The organism is Goekera deserti (genome assembly GCF_010685995.1).
In the GTDB taxonomy this organism is placed as follows: Bacteria; Actinomycetota; Actinomycetes; order Mycobacteriales; family Geodermatophilaceae; genus Goekera; species Goekera deserti.
Map to the genome: position 1 here is coordinate 135,681 of NZ_JAAGWK010000022.1, position 16,726 is coordinate 152,406.

Genomic DNA, 16,726 nt, shown 5'->3' on the forward strand with positions numbered 1-16,726 from the left:
CGACCATGACCAAGCAGGTGCACCTCGGTGCGCACTTCCCCGGCGTCAACAACACCACCGTGTGGAGCGACCCCGAGGCCGGCAGCCACATCGAGTTCAGCTCGTTCGCCCGCTTCGCCCAGGCCGCCGAGCGGGGCAGGCTCGACTTCCTGTTCCTGGCCGAGGGGCTGCGGCTGCGGGAGCAGAACGGGGAGATCTACGACCTCGACGTGGTCGGCCGGCCGGACACGTTCACCGTGCTCGCCGCGCTGGCCGCGGTGACCGACCGGATCGGGTTGGCCGGCACGATCAACTCCACGTTCAACGAGCCCTACGAGGTGGCCCGCCAGTTCGCCACGCTGGACCACCTGTCCGCCGGCCGGGCGGCGTGGAACGTGGTCACCTCCTGGGACGCCTTCACCGGGGAGAACTTCCGCCGCGGCGGCTTCCTGCCCCAGGAGGAGCGCTACGAGCGGGCCCGCACCTTCCTGCAGACCGCGCACGAGCTCTTCGACTCCTGGCGGGGGGACGAGATCGTGGCCGACAAGGCCACCGGCACGTTCCTGCGCGAGCCCCGGCCGGGCCGGTTCGCCCACACCGACGCCCACTTCGACATCGCCGGGCAGTTCGACGTCCCCCGCAGCCCGCAGGGCCGGCCGGTGGTGTTCCAGGCCGGCGACTCCGACGAGGGCCGGGACTTCGCCGCCGCCCAGGCCGACGCGATCTTCAGCCGGCACAGCACCCGGGAGGCCGGGCAGGCGTTCTACGCCGACGTCAAGGGCCGGCTGGCGCGCTTCGGCCGCCGTCCGGAGGAGCTGCTGATCCTGCCGGCGGCCACCTTCGTCATCGGTGACACCGACGCCGAGGCCGCGGAGCTCGCCCACGAGGTGCGCATGCAGCAGGTGTCCGGGCAGACCGCGATCCGGTTCCTGGAGCAGCTGTGGAACCGCGACCTGTCCGACCACGACCCGGACGGCCCGCTGCCCACGGTCGACCCGGTGGTGGGCGGGCAGCACGTGGCGCAGGGCCGGGCCAGCGTGCGGATGCACCGCGACCCGCTGGCCACGGCGGCCGAGTGGCGCCGGCTCGCCGAGGCCAAGGGCTTCTCCATCCGCGAGCTGATGGTGGAGGTCACCGCGCGGCAGTCGTTCGTCGGCAGCCCGGAGACGGTGGCCGCCACCATCGACGACCTGGTGCAGGCAGACGCCGCCGACGGCTACGTACTGGTGCCGCACCTCACCCCGGGTGGGCTCGACCCGTTCGTCGACCGCGTGGTGCCGCTGCTGCAGGAGCGCGGCGTCTTCCGCACCGACTACGCGGGCACGACGCTGCGCGACCACCTCGGGCTGGCCCCGCTCTGAGCGGGTTCGAGCAGGTCCGGGCCCTCGTCGACGCGCACGTCGCCGAGGGCCGGTACCCCGGCGCGGTCGCCGCGGTGCGGCACGCCGGGCGCACCGAGGTGCACGCCGCCGGCACCCTGGCCGTCGGCAGTGGTGAGCCGGTGCGGACCGACACCCCGTTCCGGGTCGCCTCGCTGACCAAACCGTTCGGCGGCGTGCTCACCCTCGGCCTGGTCGCCGACGGCGTGCTGGACCTGGCCGAGGACGTCACGCGCTGGCTGCCCGAGCTGGCCGGCCTACGGGTGATCGCCGACCCGGCCGGGCCCCTGGCGGACACGATGCCGGTGACGGCGCCGGTGACCGTCGCCGACCTGCTGCACATGACCGCCGGCTTCGGCCTCCGGATGGACGCCTCGCCGCTGGCCCACGAGATGTGGGCGCAGGGCGTCAGCCCGGGCCCGCTGCCGCCCCAGCTGGAGCCGGGGGAGTGGCTGACCCGGCTCGGCCGGCTGCCGCTGGCCGCGCAGCCCGGGCAGGGCTGGCAGTACCACACCGGCAGCGACGTGCTGGGCGTGCTGCTGGCCCGGGCGACCGGCCGCAGCGTGGGCGAGCTGCTCGCCGAGCGGGTCACCGGCCCGCTCGGCCTGACCGGCACCGGCTTCTGGAGCCCGGAGACCGACCGGCTGCCCACCCAGTACGCCCCGGGTGACGACGGCCTGCAGGTGCTCGACCCGCCGGACGGCGTCTGGTCCCGGCCACCGGTGTTCGAGTCCCTCGGCGGCGGGTTGCTGTCCACCGCCGGTGACGTGCTGACCCTGCTCGCCGCGCTCGCCGACGGCGGTGCCCCCGGCCTGGACCCGACCGTGGCCGCGGAGGTGACCCGGGACCGGCTGACCGACGGGCAGCGGGCCGCCGCGCAGGACTTCCTCGGGCCCGGCCGCAGTTGGGGCGGCAACCTGGAGGTCACCCTGCAGGTCACCGACCCGTGGACCACCCCGGGGCGGTTCGGGTGGACCGGCGGCACCGGAACCTCCGGCTACGCCGACCCGGACATCGACCTGGTCGCGGTGCTGCTCACCCAGCGGATGATGACCGGCCCGACCGACGGCCCGGAGGCCTTCTGGACGGCTGCGCGTGACGCCGTGAGCTGACCCGGCGCCGCGAGCTACACGTCGATGGTGAGCCGGACCTGCACGTCGTCCCCGAGCTCGAGGCGCTCGGCCCGCCGGACGGCGACCTTGAGCGGGACGACGTACCCGCCGTCCTTGGGCCAGAGCGCGGTGCGCCAGGTGGTGGCTCCGATGCGCACGGCGGCCGGGATCATGCCCCAGCCGTAGGTGACCATCGAGGACGCCGACTCGATCGGCCCGCACTGCTCGTCGGGCACGGTCACGAAGTGGAACGGCGCCGGGCCCCTCCAGTACCAGATCTCACCGCGGAACTCGACGTCCATGCGGGCAGGGTAGGGCGCCGATGGGGACCGGGACGTGACGGATCCGGGCGCGGAGGCGGCAGGATGCCCCCGTGGCCACTCGACACAAAGCGGGGATCCTGCTGTACCGACGGGCTGCCGACGGCGCCGTCGAGGTGCTCATCGGCCACCGCGGCGGCCCGTCGTACGTGGGCCGCGACGAGCGGTCCTGGTCGATCCCCAAGGGTGGTCACGCCCCGGACGACGACCCGTTCGACGCCGCCCGCCGCGAGTTCGAGGAGGAGGTCGGCTGCTCCGTGCCCGCCACCGACTTCGTGCCGCTCGGCGAGGTCGACACCCGCACGCTGCTCCGCGTCTGGGCCGCCGAGGGCGACCTGGACGCCGCCACCGCCCACAGCGGCACCTTCCAGCTCGAGTGGCCGCCCGGCTCGAAGCGGGTGCGCGAGTACCTGGAGTTCGACCGCATCGCCTGGGTCCCGCTCACGGAGGCGCGCCGCAAGCTGCTGGAGACCCAGGTCGCCTTCCTCGACCGGCTGCAGCAGCACCTCGCCGGCTGACGCGGCTTGGACGTTGCGAGTGTCAGACAGGGAGTGGGTCTCCTTCTGGCGATCTCGGTGGCTCTCGTGACCAGTACCTCTCTCGTAGCGGCAGTTTCGGACGGGACTTCCACGCGTCGTGCCGGCTGAACCCATCCGCTGGAACTGCTGGGGGTCTTACGGCTGGCTCCATGTGATGAGGCGGGTGACGCGGGCCTTGGCCGTTCACGACGATGGCCTCACGCTCGGCAGCAGCACGGGATCGCGAACGAGCCCGTTCCCCACAATCGGAGGACCGACTTGTCCACGCATGTCTCGCCCGAAGCCCCTGCGCTGCCCAAGGGCTACGAGCTCAAGAAGAAGAAGCCCTTCTACCGCAAGTGGTGGTTCATCGTGCTCGCCGCCATCGTGGTGATGATCGTCGCGATGCAGGCGGGTGGCGGTTCGTCCAGCTCCTCGGGTCCGACCGCTGCTGGCGGCAGCTCGGACGCTGCTGAGGACGCAGTCGCGGGGCTCAACACCCCAGCCGCCGACGGCAAGTTCACCTTCACCGTCTCTGGTGTCGACTGCTCGGCCACCGAGCTGGGCACCGCCGGGATCACGACGACCGCGCAGGGCGTCTTCTGCATCGTGGACGTCGCTGTGCAGAACACCGGCGACGAGGCGCAGAGCTTCTTCGGGGACAACCAGACGCTGCTGAACGCCGAGGGGCAGGAGTTCAGCTCCGACCCGTCCGCCGCCATCTACCTCGCCGACAGCTCCTCCCTCTACTCCGAGATCAACCCCGGGAACACCCTGAACAGCAAGATCATCTTTGACGTGCCGGCCGGCACGACGCCGACGGCGATCGAGCTCCACGACTCGGCCTTCTCCGGGGGCGTGACCGTCAACCTGCAGTGACCTGAACAGCCTCGATGGCGCCCCACCCGACCGGGCGGGGCGCCATCGTCGTCTCGACCCGGAGCCGGACGCCGCCATCGCGGTCGGAGCGCTGGGACCCACAGGCGCGACGCCGGTGGCGACCACGCTCGAGGTGGTGGCGGGACACGCGCGCGCGGCGCTCGTCCTGCAGGCGCCGGTCCGTTCCACCACCGGCATGAGCGGACGTTCCGCCCGGACGTGTCCGCGGGAACGTCATGCCCGGGCGACTGCGGCGTCGGGCAGTGGCGGTGGGATGGCCGGGGGCGATGGGCACCGAGGGGCGGGGGCGGGCGTGTCCGGGGCCGGCCTCCCGGGGTGGACGGGTCGGTCTCCTTACCGTCTGCGCGCCGGTACACCCGGCGTGGGAGGGCGACGCCGTACGGGGGCGCCGGCGTCCCGCTCCTCCGACAGTCAGGGACCCAGCATGTCCACTCCACTGCAGCAGCCCTCGAACGGACGCTCCCACCGGGTGCTGATCGCCGTCGCGGTCGTCGTCGGGCTCATCGTCCTGTCCGCCCTCGCGTCCGGCGACCTCGGCGGGGCGCTGGCGTTCCTCGGTCTGGTCGTCGTCGGGGTCGGCCTCACCGCAGCTCTCGTCGGACGGGCCCGGTGGGCGATGATCCAGACACGGCGTGCGGCCGGGGGAGTCGCCGTCGGTGGGGTCGCTCTGCTCGCCGCCGGTGCCGCGTTGCTGCCGAGCACCACCGCGGTCCAGCCGCTGTCCTCGGACAGCACGCCCACGTCGGCGCCCAGCTCGTCGGACGCCGCACCGTCCGCCCAGCAGCGCGCGGTCGCCGCGGCCCGGCCGACGGCGAGCGCCACGCCCATTCCGTCGACGCTCCCGCCCGCGCCGGTGCTGGCCCTGGCGTGCCCGGCCGTGACATCCGCGGCAGCTGCCTTCGGGCACCAGGTGGTGGCGGCCGGGGGCTACACCGTCGGCATCGACTACGGCGACGGCGTGCAGTTCACCAGCGACCCGCGGTACACCGGGGACCCGGCCTACATCGCGGCCGTCTTCGCGCACACCTACGCCGCCCCGGGCAGCTACACGGTCACCGCCCTGGTCACCGATGCCGCGGGCCAGACCGCGACCACCGCCTGCACCCACACCTGGAGCGCCCCGGCCCCGGCTCCCGCTCCCGCTCCCGCTCCCGCTCCCGCTCCCGACCGTGCCCCGGCCGCGACCCCGGCTCCGAACCGTCCGCCGGCTCCTGCACCCGCTCCGGTTCCTGCGCCGACCCCCAACCGTGCGCCCGCCCCCGCACCCGCCCCGGCACCCGCACCTGCTCCGGTCCCCGCACCTGCTCCGGCCCCCGCTCCCGATCCAGCGCCGTACTACGCCAACTGCGACGCCGTCCGCGCCGCCGGCGCCGCGCCGATCTACGCGGGCGACCCCGGGTTCCAGGCCAAGTTCGACCGCGACAAGGACGGGATCGGCTGCGACACCTGAGCCGACGAGGCGTCGGGCCGGGGCCGCAGCGGCCCCGGCCCACCGCCGTCCGGCTCTTCGGCGTCTCCCGGAACGGCTCTCTCCCGTGAGGATCGCCGGTCATGCTGCACGGCCGGACGGCGGGCACCGGTGCCGGGTCGGACCACCGTCGGGTGTGACGGCTGGGGTGGGGATGCCGAGAGTGGTGGGGCAGGTCGATCCGGTGCCGGGACACGCGGGTGGAACCCTTGTCCCGCGGGCCCCGGTCCGCTGCACTACCGGGATGAGCGGTCAGCAGGGCGCGGTGGTCGACGGTGGGGCGGGAGCCGGCGGACTCCGGTACGAGGCCCTGCGCCGGCTGCGCGTGGTCCGGGAGACGCGGGTCCGACCCCGGCTGGCGCACGTCCCGTCGACCCTGCTCGACACCCGGGCCCCCGAGCGTCCCGCCGCCGACGAGGTGGCCGGCAGCGTGCTCGCCGCCACCCGGCTGCGGCACCGTTGCGGGCCGCACGTGAGCCTGCTCGACGACCGGCTGGTCGCCGCCGGCCGGGTCGACATGATCGCCGTCGCGCGCACCGGTGTGACAGTCGTGGACGTGCGCCGCTGGCCCCGGATGCGCGTCGAGGTGGCCCGCGCCGCCGGCTTCCTGCCCGCGCCCGGCGAGCGGCTGGTCGTGCAGGGCCAGGACCGCACCCGCGTGGTGGCGGAGCTGGAGCGGCAGCGGGCCGCCGTCCGCGCACTGCTGGACACCGCGCCGTGGGGGGCCACGGTGCCCGTGCGCGCGGTGCTGTGCGTGGTGGACACCGACCTGCCGCTGCTGTCCACGCCCGCCGTGCGCGGCGTGCCGCTGGTCGCCACCTGTCAGCTGTCCCGCCGGCTGAACCGGGTCGGACCGCTGTCTGACACCGAGCGGGCCCGGGTGCTCGCCCTGCTCGACGGGGCCTGCCCACGCGCCTGAGCCGTCTTCCTCAACCGAACGGTTGACTGAGTCCGATCGCGGGTCTACCGTCTCCTCAACCGATCAGTTGAGGACGGAGATCGCATGGCCGACGCACTGTCCCGGGTGTTCGCCGCCCTGGCCGACCCGACCCGGCGCGACATGGTGGCCCGGCTCGCCCTGGCCGACGCCGGCGTCAGCGAGCTCGCCGAGCCCTACGGCATGAGCCTGCAGGCGGTGTCCAAGCACGTGCGCGTGCTGGAGGACGCCGGCCTGGTCAGCCGCCGCCGGGAGGCGCAGCGACGCCCGGTGCACCTGGAGGCCGACGTGCTGGACCTCATGACCGGCTGGGTCGAGCGCTTCCGCCGCCAGGCCGAGGAGCGCTACCGCCGGCTCGACGACGTCCTCGCCTCCCTGCCCGACGACCCACCCGACGGGGCACCCGACGGGGCACCGGACACCGACCCGCCCGACACCGATCCACCCGGCGCACGACCGACAGGAGAACCGGCATGACCAGCACCCGCACGAACGAGACCCGCATCGACGTCCCCGCAGACGTCCCCCTGGTGCGCATCACCCGGGAGTTCGACGCGCCCCCGGCGCGGGTGTTCCGGGCGCACGTCGACCCGGAGCTGGTCGCGCGCTGGCTGGGCCCCCGCGCGATGGAGATGCGGATCGACCACTACGACTGCCGCACCGGCGGCTCCTACCGGTACCTGCACGTCGGCGGGGGTGCCGAGCACGGGTTCCACGGCGCCTTCCACGAGGTCCGCGACGGCGAGCTGATCGTGCAGACCTTCACCTGGGAGGGCATGCCGGACGGTGTCGCGCTGGAGAAGCTGGTGTTCACCGACCTCGGCGACGGCCGCACCCGGCTGACCGCCACCTCGCTGGTCGACTCCTTCGCCGACCGGGACGCCTTCGTGGCCGGCGGCATGGAGGTGGGGGTGCGGGAGTCCTACGAGCGGCTGGAGGAGCTGCTCACCCGGTGACCACCGGGGGAGGAGGATGCGTGGGACAGCGCCCGGGTGGGCAGGAGGAGCGCCGACCACGGGGCCACGCACGCACCGATCCAGGAGGTACGTCATGGGCATGCTCAAGGGACTGTTGAAGACGGTCGTCGTCCAGCAGGTGATCACCCAGGCCCGCAAGCCGGAGAACCAGCGCAAGGCCAAGGAGCTGGTGCAGCAGCTGATGAACAAGAACAAGGGTCGCGGCCCCCGCCGCTGAGCCCGTACGACGAGGACCCCTCCACCCAGCCCGGTGGAGGGGTCCTCGTCGTCTGCGGGGAATGGCGGGGGTCCGCCGCCGGGTTCGGGCTCACATGCCCACGTCCTCGACACCGCTGCAGAAGCTCGGCTTCCTCACCATCGGCACGTTCGACGGTGACGACCCGGGCCCCGGCATGGAGGCGCTGCTGGCCGAGATCGAGCTCGGTGAGCAGCTCGGCCTCGACAGCGCCTGGCTGCGGCACCGGCACCTGCAGCACGGCGTCTCCTCCCCGGTCGCCGTCATGGCCGCCGCCTCGCAGCGCACCTCGCGGATCGAGCTGGGCACCGCGGTCACCCCGCTGGCCTGGGAGAACCCGCTGCGGCTGGCCGAGGACCTGGCCACCGTCGACGTCCTCAGCGGCGGGCGGGTCAACCCCGGGGTGAGCGTCGGGCAGCCCATGCACTGGGACGACGTCCGGGCGGCGCTCTACCCGGACACCGCCGACGCCGAGGACTTCGGCTACGAGCGGGTGCTGCGGCTGGTGCGACACCTGCGCGGTGACCCGGCCAGCTCGTTCAGCGGCGTGCGCGGCATCGAGGTCTTCTCCGACCGGGTGCAGCCGCACTCGCCCGGTCTGCACGAGCGGGTCTGGTACGGCGCCAGCAGCCTGGCATCGGCCCGCTGGGCCGGTGAGCAGGGGCTGAACCTGCTGACCAGCAGCGTGGTCAAGGCCGACGGGCCCGGCTCGTTCGCGGAGCTGCAGCGCGCGCACGTCGAGACGTTCCGCGCCCACCACCCGCTCGGGGACGCCGCCCGCGTCTCCCAGGGACTGGTCGTCATCCCCACCGACACCGCGACGCCGGCCCAGCGGGAGAAGTACGCGGCGTACGCGGCCTCCCGGCTGCCCCGGACGGCGAGCCCGCAGGGGCCCGCGCGGCTGCTGTTCGCCCCGGACGTCGTCGGCACCTCCGAGCAGATCGCCGAGCAGCTGTACGCGCACCCGGCCTTCCAGCTGGTCACCGAGGTCGCCTTCGCGCTGCCGTTCAGCTTCGAGCACGACGACTACGTGCAGATCCTCACCGACATGGCCACCCGGCTCGGACCGGCCCTGGGCTGGCAGCCCGGCTGAACCGCGCCCGGCCGGGACGACCACCGGCCGGAGCGGGGCAGCACGAGCAGCAGGCCGACGCCGGACCCGCGGCGCGGGGCAGGATGGCCCGGTGCCAGCTCGCCACAGTGCCGGGATCCTGCTCCACCGCCGCGCCGCCGACGGCACCGTCGAGGTGCTGATCGGGCACATGGGCGGGCCGTTCTGGGCCCGCAAGGACGAGCACGCCTGGTCGATCCCCAAGGGCGAGCTGGAGCCGGGGGACGACGCGTTCGCCGCGGCGCTGCGGGAGTTCGAGGAGGAGATCGGCTCCCCGGTGCCGGCCGAGGACTTCGTGCCGCTCGGGCAGGTGCGCGCCGGCAAGCTGCTCACCGTCTGGGCGGCGCGCGGCGACCTGGACGCCGACGCCGCCCGCAGCACCACCTTCAGCATGGAGTGGCCGCCCCGGTCGGGCCGGGTGCAGGAGTTCCCGGAGATCGACCGGGCGCTGTGGGCGCCGCTGGAGCAGGCGCGCCGGCTGCTGGTGAAGGGCCAGCTGCCCTTCCTCGACCGGCTGCGGGACCACCTCGCCGCCCACCCCTGACCGGCCGGACGGCGGCACGCGGATCGTCACGCCGACCGGGCCCAGGGTGCCGGCCCCCACGGGTGCAGCAGCGGAGGCCGGGCATCTGCCCGGGACCGGCCAGGACCGGTCCCCTCGTGGCCGATCACGGGTCACTGCCGGCACCCGGGCCCCCGGGACGACGTCGGGGTCGACGGGCTGAGCTGCGGACCGGCCGGCAGGACCGTCCCGGTGTGTGCGGTCGTGGGTCGAGGCGTGCCGGTCACAGCGGCGGCAGGTCCTCCGGCCGCAGGTCCGGGCGGGGGCGCAGGTAGCGCACCGGGTGCCGGAACACCCCGGCGGTGAAGGCGGCGTCCGCGCTGACCTCCACCACCACGGTCGGCTCCACCCGGGTCAGCTCCACCTGCAGCCGGCCGCCGCCGAAGCGCCCGGTGCCGATCCGCGCCGGCCACGGGTGCCCACCGGCGGAGGGGGCGAGCAGCCCGTCCAGGGTGACCGCCTGCGCGCCGGACAGCGGCGTGGTGCGCCCGACGACCACCAGCTCCCCGGCCCGGTGCCGGCCGAGCACCAGCTGGCTCGGCCGCTGCAGCCGGCCGATCATGCCGCCGACGACCACCTCGGCGGTCTCCCACGACTTGACCTTGAGCCAGTCGCGGGCACCGGGCCGGTAGCGGCCGGCCCCGGCCTTGACGACCAGGCCCTCGACCCCGGCCGGCCGGTACTCCCGGGACCACTGCAGCGCCTGCGCCGGGTCGCCGGTCGCGGGGCACAGCTGCAGCGGCGGGGCCCAGCCGGCGGCCAGCGACTCCAGCTCCGCGCGGCGCCGTGCGGCCGGCAACCCGCGCAGGTCGCCGTACCGCGCGGCGAGCACGTCGAACACCACCAGGGACGCCGGGTGCCGGGCCACCAGCGGGCCGAGCCGGCCGATCCCGGTGACCAGGCGGCGCTGGAGCAGGGAGAAGTCGAGCCGGTCGTCGTGCCACACCACCACCTCGCCGTCGACGACGGTGCCCGGCCGCAGCTGGGCGTGCGCGGCGGCGGCGACGTCGGGGAACCGGTCGGTGAGGTCGCGTCCCTGCCGGGACCACACCCGGGTGCCGGCGGCGTCCCGGACGACGGCGACCCGGAAGCCGTCCCACTTCGGCTCGTAGCGAGCTCCCCCGGGCAGCGACCCGGGGGCCGGCAGCGCGGTGACCGGTTTGGCCAGCGCGACCGCGACCGGGCCGGCCAGCTCCGGCGGCAGGCCGGGGACGTCCCGGGCGACGCTGGTCCTCGGCATCCCGACAGGCTGCGGCAGCGGCGGCGTCCGCGCTGGTCACCGGGGCGCGGCGGGCGCGCAGCGTGTGCGCCCGCCGCCGCTGCGCCGACGACCGGGGCGACGTCCTCACCCGGACGGGTCGGGCCGTGCACGCGCTGGTGGTGGCGTGGGGCACAGGGCGGTGGGCCAAGATGGCGGCCGGGTGGCGACGCGGCCACCGGACGGGAGCACCGATGAGCACGCAGTACCCCTTCGACCGCACCGGCACCGAGGTCGGGGACGACGGCATCCGGCGCTACACCGACCTGCCGGAGGACGTCGTCCAGATGCTCCGGCACACCGTCGACCGCTTCGGTGACCGCACCGCCGTCGTCGAGGTGGGCGGCCCGTCCGCCACCTACGCCGAGCTGTGGTCCCGCGCCGCCCGGGTGGCCGGGGGACTGTGCGCGGCCGGTGTCGCCCCCGGCGACCGGGTGGCCGTGCACCTGGGCAACGGGCTGGACTGGCTGCTGGCCTACTGGGGCACGCTGCTGGCCGGCGGGATCGTGGTGCCGGTGAACACCCGGCTGGCCGAGGCCGAGGTGGCGTTCGTCCTGGAGGACTGCGGCGCCCGGTACGTCGTCCGGCCCGGGGAGCCGCTGCCCGACGGGGAGCCGGTGCAGGCCCACCGCGCCGCGCACCGGGACGTCGCGTCGCTGTTCTACACCAGCGGCACGACCGGCCGGCCCAAGGGCGCGATGAACACCCACGAGAACCTGCTGTCCAACGTCGAGTCCTCGATCCGCTGCTCCCGGCTGGTGCGCGACGGCAGCGCCCACTCGGTCGCGCTCGTCTCGGTGCCGCTGTTCCACGTCACCGGCTGCAACTCCCAGATGCTCACCCAGCTGGCCATCGGCGGCACCGTGGTCGTGCTGCCCCGGCTCGACCTGCCGGCCCTCATCGACGCCGTGTCGCGGTACCGGGTCACGATGATGACGACGGTGCCGACGATCTGGGAGCTGACCCTGCGGCACCCCGACCTGGCCGGGGCCGACCTGTCCAGCCTGCGCACGGTGAACTACGGCGGTGCGCCCATCGCCCCGGAGCTGGTGCACCGGCTGCGCGCGGTGTTCCCGACCGCGCGGCTCGGCAACGGATTCGGGATGAGCGAGGCCGCCGCGCTGATCACGTTCCTGCCCGACGAGTACTCGCACGACCACCCCGACTCGGTGGGGTTCCCCATCCCCGTGGTCGACGTCCGGGTCGAGCACCCCGACCCGGTCAGCGGCGTGGGCGAGCTGCTGGTCCGCGGTCAGAACGTGGCCGCCGGCTACTGGGGTGACCCCGCGCGCACCGCGGAGACGTTCGTCGACGGCTGGCTGCACACCGGTGACCTCGCCCGCATCGACGACGGCATGGTGCGGATCGTGGACCGGGTCAAGGACATGATCAACCGCGGCGGGGAGAACGTGTACTGCGTGGAGGTGGAGAACGCGCTCGCCGCCCACCCCGACGTCGTGGAGGTGGCGGTCGTGGGCGTCGCGGACCCGGTGATGGGGGAGAAGGTGGGCGCCGTCGTCCAGCCCCGTCCGGGGGTGGGCGCCGAGGAACTGGTGCCCTCGCTGATCGCGCACGCCCGCGGGCTGCTGGCCGACTACAAGGTGCCCCAGTTCGTCCGGGTGCTCGACGTCCCGCTGCCCCGCAACGCCAGCGGCAAGGTGCTCAAGCGCCCGCTGCGCGCCACCACCGGCTGGACCGAGGTGCCCCGGGCGCCGCGCTGACGGATCCGCCGCGCGGGGGAGTCGGGGAGCGCCCGGCTGCGGCACACTGCCCCCGTGCGCGCCGCGGCCCTCCCCGACGTCCGCGGCTGGCTGGCCGCCCACGAGCGCCTGGCCGACGTCGCCCTGGCCCTGCTGGTGCTGGTCCTGTCGGCCCAGCCGCTGTGGGCGCACGAGGCCTGCGGCTGCGAGCCGGTGGGCTGGACCGGCTACGCGCTGGTCGCCGGGCAGAGCCTGCCGCTGGTCGGGCGGCGGCGCCGGCCGTTCGGTGTGGTCCTGGTGGTCGGGCTGCTCGCCGCGGTGCACGGGGTGTCGCAGCTGCCCGAGCCGCTGCTGCCCTTCGGTGCGGCCGTGGCGCTGTACTCGGTGGCCGCGCACGGCAGCCGCCGCGCCGCCTGGACCGCCGCCGCGGCGACCGCCGTCGTGCTGGCCGTGGTGCTGCTGCTGGAGCGGACCGGGGCCGACGCGCAGGACCTCACGGTGAACTACCTGGTCTTCGCCACCGCCTGGCTGCTGGGCGACGGCGCCCGCGCCCGGCGCGACCGGGCCGCGGAGCTGGAGGCGCGCATGCTCCTGCTCGAGCGCACCCGGACGGCGGAGGCCGAGCGGGCCGTGGTGCAGGAGCGCGCCCGGATCGCCCGCGAGATGCACGACGTGGTCGCCCACCACGTCTCGATGATGGTGGTGCAGGCCGAGGCCGGGCCGGTGGTCGTGCACCGCGACCCGGTGCGGGCCGGGCAGGCCTTCGACGCGATCAGCGCCACCGGCCGGGCGGCGCTCACCGAGATGCGCCGGATGCTGGGCGTGCTGCGCACCGACCCGGCGTCCCGGGAGCCGCAGCCCGGCCTCGACGGCCTGCCCGGGCTGGTCGAGCGCTGCCGGGCCGCGGGCCTGCCGGTGCGGCTGGAGGTCGGCGAGCTGCCGGCCGGGCTGCCGGTGGGCGTCGGGCTGTCGGTGTACCGGATCGTGCAGGAGTCGCTGACCAACGTGCTCAAGCACGCCGGCCCGGCCGGCGCCGAGGTGCAGGTCCGCCGGGACGGCGACGCGGTGCTGGTCACCGTGCACGACGACGGCCTGGGCGCGACCGGCCGCGCCGGCGCGCCGCTGCCCGGCGGCAACGGGCTGGTCGGCATGCGGGAGCGAGCCGCCGCGCACGGCGGCGTGCTGGCCGCCGGCCCCGATTCTGGCCGCGGCTGGACCGTGACCGCCCGGCTCCCGCTGGACCCGGCGCGGGCGTCGTGAGCACCCGGGTGCTGATCGCCGACGACCAGGCCCTGGTGCGGGCCGGGTTCGCGATGATCCTCGGCGCGCACGACGACCTGGCCGTGGTCGGCGAGGCCGGCGACGGCCGGCAGGCGCTGGACCTGGCGCACGCGCTGCGCCCGGACGTGGTGCTGATGGACATCCGCATGCCGGTGCTCGACGGGCTGGCCGCCACCCGCCTGCTGGTCGAGCAGCTTCCCGGCACCCGGGTGCTGGTGCTCACCACCTTCGACCTGGACGAGCACGTGTACGACGCGATCGACGCCGGGGCCAGCGGCTTCCTGCTCAAGGACGTCGGCCGGGACGAGCTCGTGCACGCCGTCCGCGTCGTCGCCCGGGGCGACGCGCTGCTGTCGCCCGCGGTCACCCGCCGGCTGCTGGCCGACTTCGTGCGCAGCCGCCCCGCGCCGGCCCGCCCGGCGCCGGCCGCGGCGGACGGGCTGACCGCCCGCGAGCGGGACACCCTGGCGCTGCTGGCTCGCGGGATGAGCAACGCCGAGATCGCCCGCGAGCTGGTGGTCAGCGAGCACACCGTGAAGACCCACGTGGGCAACGTGCTGATGAAGCTGGGCCTGCGCGACCGGGTGCACGCGGTGATCCACGCCTACGAGCACGGCCTGGTCCAGCCCGGCTCCTGAGCGTCGACCCGGGGGGAGTGCCGCGCCCGTCCTCCCCCCGCGAGAGGGAGGGGCGACCCGCCGTCGCGGGGGAGGTGCCGGGCGCGGCGGCGGCCCTAGCGTCGGCGGCGACCGCCCACCCCGCAAGAGGAGCCACCCGCGATGCTCGCCTCGCTCACCCGCACCTGCGCCCGGCACCGCGCGCTCGTCGTCGTCTGGCTCGCCGTGCTGGTCGGGGGTGTGCTCGCCGCGCCGGCGCTGTTCGGCCGGCTGACCGCCGCGGTCGGCTCGGTGGAGTCCTCGGAGTCGGTGCAGGCCGCCGAGGACCTGTGGCAGGCCGCGCCGAGCGGTGGCCAGGTGTACGCCGTGGCCGACGGGCTGCCCGCCGACCAGCTGCGCCCGGAGGTCGAGCGGGTCACCGCGGCGATCGCGGCGCTGCCCGGGGTCACCGGCGTGGCCACGCCCTGGACGACGGGGGACCCGGCGCTCACCGCCGAGGACGGCCGGGCCGTGGCGCTGGGCGTGCAGTTCGAGCCGCGGGACGAGCTGGCCGAGGGCACCGTGGACGAGGCGGTGCGGCTGCTGCGCTCGCTGGACGCCCCGCGCGTCCTGGTGGGCGGCGGCATGCTGCTGGACCAGGAGATGAACGACCAGGCGGCGGCCGACCTGGCCCGGGCCGAGCTGTTCTCGCTGCCGGTGGTGCTGGTGCTGCTGGTCGTGCTGTTCGGCGGGGTGGTGGCGGCCGGGCTGCCGGTGGTGGTGGCCCTGGTCGGGGTCGCAGCGACGCTGCTGGCGCTGCTGCTGGTCAGCGTGGTCACCGACGTCTCGGTGTACGCGGTCAACATCGTCACGATGCTGGGGCTGGGCCTCGCGGTGGACTACGCGCTGCTGGTGGTGGCCCGCTTCCGGGAGGAACGCGCGGTCGACCCAGGCGTCGCCGGGGCGCTGGCGCGCACGATGGCCACGGCCGGGCGCACGGTGGCCTTCTCCGGGGCGACGGTGGCCGCCGCGCTGGCCGCGCTGCTGGTGTTCCCCGACCCGTTCCTGCGCTCGATCGGCGCCGCCGGCCTCAGCGTGGTGCTGCTGGACCTGCTGGCCGCGCTCACCCTGCTGCCCGCGCTGCTGGCCCGGGTGGGCGGTCGCATCGCCCCGGCGGCGCCCACCGCGAGCAGCGGCGGGCTGTTCGCCCGGGCCGCCCGGCTGGCCGGCCGGCGTCCGGCGCTCGTCGTGCTGGCGACCGCGGCCGTGCTGGCGCTGGCCGGTGCACCGTTCCTCGGTGCGGTCTTCGCCGACCCCGACGCCCGCTCGCTGCCGGCGAGCTCGGCGTCCCGGCAGCTCACCGAGATCGCCGACGAGCGCTTCCCGGCCGGCACGGACGTCGACCCGGTCACCGTGGTCGCCCCGGCCGGCACGGACCTCACCGGGTACGCCCGCGCGGTGCGGGAGCTCCCCGGCGTCCGGACGGTGACCGAGCGGACGGTGCCCGGGTTCACCGTGCTGGACGTGCTGCCCGAGGGCGACAGCCAGGGGCCCACGGCGATGCGGCTGGTCGACGAGGTGCGCGCGCTGGACGCCCCGGCGACGGTGCGGGTGACCGGCGACGCCGCCTTCCTCACCGACTACCAGGACGCCCTGGTGGACCGGATGCCGTGGGCGCTGCTGGTGCTGCTGGGCACGACGACGGTGCTGCTGTTCCTGTTCACCGGGTCGCTGGTGGTGCCGCTGACCGCGATCGTGCTCAGCACGCTGAGCCTCGGGGCGACCTTCGGTGCGCTGGTGTGGGTGTTCCAGGACGGCAACCTGGGCGCCCTGGTCGGCACCGAGGCGCTGGGCAGCCTGAGCATCACCACCCCGGTGCTGGTCTTCGCCATCGCCTTCGGCCTGTCCATGGACTACGAGGTGTTCCTGCTCGGCCGGATCTCGGAGATCTGGCGCGCCACCGGGGACACCGACCGGGCGCTGCGCGAGGGGCTGGCCCGGACCGCGCGCACCGTCACCTCGGCCGGCCTGCTGCTGGTGGTCGTGTTCGCCGGGTTCGTCGCCGGCGGGTTCTCCCCGGTCAAGCAGGTGGGCCTGGGCCTGGTGCTGGCCGTGCTCGCCGACATCACCCTGGTGCGGATGCTGCTGCTGCCCGCGGTGATGACGCTGCTGGGCCGGGCCAACTGGTGGGCGCCGGCGCCGCTGCGCCGCTGGCACGCCCGGCACGGGATCACCGAGGAGCCGGCCGTGCCGCAGCCGGCTGTGAGCGCAGCGTGACGGCTGCCCGGAGCGGGTGCCGCGCAGTCACCCGGCCGGGCGATCGGTGACGGTCCGGGGCTGACGCAGCGTGGCCGCCGTCCCTAGCGTGACGGCGTCCACTCCCGGCCCAGGAG

17 protein-coding genes are annotated in these 16,726 nt (G+C 75.3%); 15 read left to right on the plus strand and 2 right to left on the minus strand.

What is annotated here, in order from left to right; genetic code table 11:
• Positions 1 to 5 precede the first annotated feature (5 nt).
• Entirely contained in the window at positions 6 to 1,340 is a 1,335-nt protein-coding gene (locus G1H19_RS15895; RefSeq protein ID WP_152727385.1) for an NtaA/DmoA family FMN-dependent monooxygenase, read from the plus strand.
• Complete coding sequence (locus G1H19_RS15900) at positions 1,337 to 2,470, plus strand: serine hydrolase domain-containing protein (RefSeq protein ID WP_152727908.1); 1,134 nt, start codon at positions 1,337 to 1,339, stop codon at positions 2,468 to 2,470. The genes G1H19_RS15895 and G1H19_RS15900 overlap by 4 nt, the downstream gene beginning before the upstream one ends.
• Positions 2,471 to 2,484: 14 nt before the next feature.
• On the opposite strand, the gene G1H19_RS15905 is transcribed toward G1H19_RS15900, so the two are convergent.
• Entirely contained in the window at positions 2,485 to 2,772 is a 288-nt protein-coding gene (locus G1H19_RS15905) for a DUF1905 domain-containing protein (protein ID WP_152727386.1), read from the minus strand.
• A gap of 71 nt (positions 2,773 to 2,843) precedes the next feature.
• Between G1H19_RS15905 and G1H19_RS15910 the strand changes: the two genes are divergently transcribed.
• The 9 genes from G1H19_RS15910 to G1H19_RS15945 all read left to right on the plus strand — a co-directional run bounded on the left by G1H19_RS15910 (position 2,844) and on the right by G1H19_RS15945 (position 9,480).
• Positions 2,844 to 3,308 (plus strand): NUDIX domain-containing protein, encoded by a 465-nt coding sequence (locus tag G1H19_RS15910; RefSeq protein ID WP_162392338.1) that lies wholly within the window; start codon positions 2,844 to 2,846, stop codon positions 3,306 to 3,308.
• 279 nt (positions 3,309 to 3,587) lie between these two features.
• The gene (locus G1H19_RS15915; protein WP_152727387.1) at positions 3,588 to 4,187 is read left to right on the plus strand and encodes a DUF4352 domain-containing protein; all 600 of its coding nucleotides are present in this window, start codon (positions 3,588 to 3,590) and stop codon (positions 4,185 to 4,187) included.
• Between the two features lie 445 nt (positions 4,188 to 4,632).
• A complete protein-coding gene (locus G1H19_RS22680) occupies positions 4,633 to 5,658 on the plus strand; it encodes an excalibur calcium-binding domain-containing protein (protein ID WP_193616465.1) in 1,026 nt (341 codons plus the stop codon).
• Positions 5,659 to 5,920: 262 nt separating this feature from the next.
• A complete protein-coding gene (locus G1H19_RS15925; RefSeq protein ID WP_152727389.1) occupies positions 5,921 to 6,595 on the plus strand; it encodes a hypothetical protein in 675 nt (224 codons plus the stop codon).
• A gap of 84 nt (positions 6,596 to 6,679) precedes the next feature.
• Positions 6,680 to 7,090 carry an ArsR/SmtB family transcription factor gene (locus G1H19_RS15930; RefSeq protein WP_152727390.1) on the plus strand — a complete coding sequence of 137 codons (411 nt, stop codon included), beginning with the start codon at positions 6,680 to 6,682 and terminating at the stop codon, positions 7,088 to 7,090.
• On the plus strand, positions 7,087 to 7,569 hold the full coding sequence (locus G1H19_RS15935) for an SRPBCC family protein (protein ID WP_152727391.1): 483 nt from the start codon (positions 7,087 to 7,089) through the stop codon (positions 7,567 to 7,569). Before G1H19_RS15930 ends, G1H19_RS15935 begins: the two co-directional genes overlap by 4 nt.
• A 94-nt stretch (positions 7,570 to 7,663) precedes the next feature.
• Positions 7,664 to 7,807 carry a hypothetical protein gene (locus G1H19_RS22685; RefSeq protein ID WP_174278067.1) on the plus strand — a complete coding sequence of 48 codons (144 nt, stop codon included), beginning with the start codon at positions 7,664 to 7,666 and terminating at the stop codon, positions 7,805 to 7,807.
• Positions 7,808 to 7,901: 94 nt separating this feature from the next.
• Positions 7,902 to 8,918 (plus strand): LLM class flavin-dependent oxidoreductase, encoded by a 1,017-nt coding sequence (locus tag G1H19_RS15940; protein ID WP_152727392.1) that lies wholly within the window; start codon positions 7,902 to 7,904, stop codon positions 8,916 to 8,918.
• A gap of 91 nt (positions 8,919 to 9,009) precedes the next feature.
• On the plus strand, positions 9,010 to 9,480 hold the full coding sequence (locus G1H19_RS15945) for an NUDIX domain-containing protein (protein WP_235927928.1): 471 nt from the start codon (positions 9,010 to 9,012) through the stop codon (positions 9,478 to 9,480).
• Between the two features lie 241 nt (positions 9,481 to 9,721).
• On the opposite strand, the gene G1H19_RS15950 is transcribed toward G1H19_RS15945, so the two are convergent.
• A complete protein-coding gene (locus G1H19_RS15950; RefSeq protein WP_152727393.1) occupies positions 9,722 to 10,738 on the minus strand; it encodes an ATP-dependent DNA ligase in 1,017 nt (338 codons plus the stop codon).
• 212 nt (positions 10,739 to 10,950) lie between these two features.
• On the opposite strand from G1H19_RS15950, the gene G1H19_RS15955 reads away from it, so the two are divergent.
• The 4 genes from G1H19_RS15955 (at position 10,951) to G1H19_RS15970 (ending at position 16,610) form a co-directional block, all read left to right on the plus strand.
• Entirely contained in the window at positions 10,951 to 12,477 is a 1,527-nt protein-coding gene (locus G1H19_RS15955; protein WP_152727394.1) for a class I adenylate-forming enzyme family protein, read from the plus strand.
• Between the two features lie 54 nt (positions 12,478 to 12,531).
• Positions 12,532 to 13,716 carry a sensor histidine kinase gene (locus tag G1H19_RS24640; protein ID WP_152727395.1) on the plus strand — a complete coding sequence of 395 codons (1,185 nt, stop codon included), beginning with the start codon at positions 12,532 to 12,534 and terminating at the stop codon, positions 13,714 to 13,716.
• A complete protein-coding gene (locus G1H19_RS15965) occupies positions 13,713 to 14,375 on the plus strand; it encodes a response regulator (RefSeq protein WP_162392337.1) in 663 nt (220 codons plus the stop codon). The genes G1H19_RS24640 and G1H19_RS15965 overlap by 4 nt, the downstream gene beginning before the upstream one ends.
• Before the next feature lie 141 nt (positions 14,376 to 14,516).
• Complete coding sequence (locus tag G1H19_RS15970; RefSeq protein WP_152727396.1) at positions 14,517 to 16,610, plus strand: MMPL family transporter; 2,094 nt, start codon at positions 14,517 to 14,519, stop codon at positions 16,608 to 16,610.
• The last annotated feature ends 116 nt before the right edge of the window (positions 16,611 to 16,726 follow it).

What these genes read in the sequence shown, in the direction of transcription:
- G1H19_RS15895 (WP_152727385.1), top strand. Translation starts at nt 6, where the DNA reads ATGACCAAGCAGGTGCACCTCGGTGCGCACTTCCCCGGCGTCAACAAC.
- G1H19_RS15905 (WP_152727386.1), bottom strand. Translation starts at nt 2,772, where the DNA reads ATGGACGTCGAGTTCCGCGGTGAGATCTGGTACTGGAGGGGCCCGGCG.
- G1H19_RS22680 (WP_193616465.1), top strand. Translation starts at nt 4,633, where the DNA reads ATGTCCACTCCACTGCAGCAGCCCTCGAACGGACGCTCCCACCGGGTG.
- G1H19_RS15925 (WP_152727389.1), top strand. Translation starts at nt 5,921, where the DNA reads ATGAGCGGTCAGCAGGGCGCGGTGGTCGACGGTGGGGCGGGAGCCGGC.
- G1H19_RS15930 (WP_152727390.1), top strand. Translation starts at nt 6,680, where the DNA reads ATGGCCGACGCACTGTCCCGGGTGTTCGCCGCCCTGGCCGACCCGACC.
- G1H19_RS15935 (WP_152727391.1), top strand. Translation starts at nt 7,087, where the DNA reads ATGACCAGCACCCGCACGAACGAGACCCGCATCGACGTCCCCGCAGAC.
- G1H19_RS22685 (WP_174278067.1), top strand. Translation starts at nt 7,664, where the DNA reads ATGGGCATGCTCAAGGGACTGTTGAAGACGGTCGTCGTCCAGCAGGTG.
- G1H19_RS15940 (WP_152727392.1), top strand. Translation starts at nt 7,902, where the DNA reads ATGCCCACGTCCTCGACACCGCTGCAGAAGCTCGGCTTCCTCACCATC.
- G1H19_RS15950 (WP_152727393.1), bottom strand. Translation starts at nt 10,738, where the DNA reads ATGCCGAGGACCAGCGTCGCCCGGGACGTCCCCGGCCTGCCGCCGGAG.
- G1H19_RS15955 (WP_152727394.1), top strand. Translation starts at nt 10,951, where the DNA reads ATGAGCACGCAGTACCCCTTCGACCGCACCGGCACCGAGGTCGGGGAC.
- G1H19_RS15970 (WP_152727396.1), top strand. Translation starts at nt 14,517, where the DNA reads ATGCTCGCCTCGCTCACCCGCACCTGCGCCCGGCACCGCGCGCTCGTC.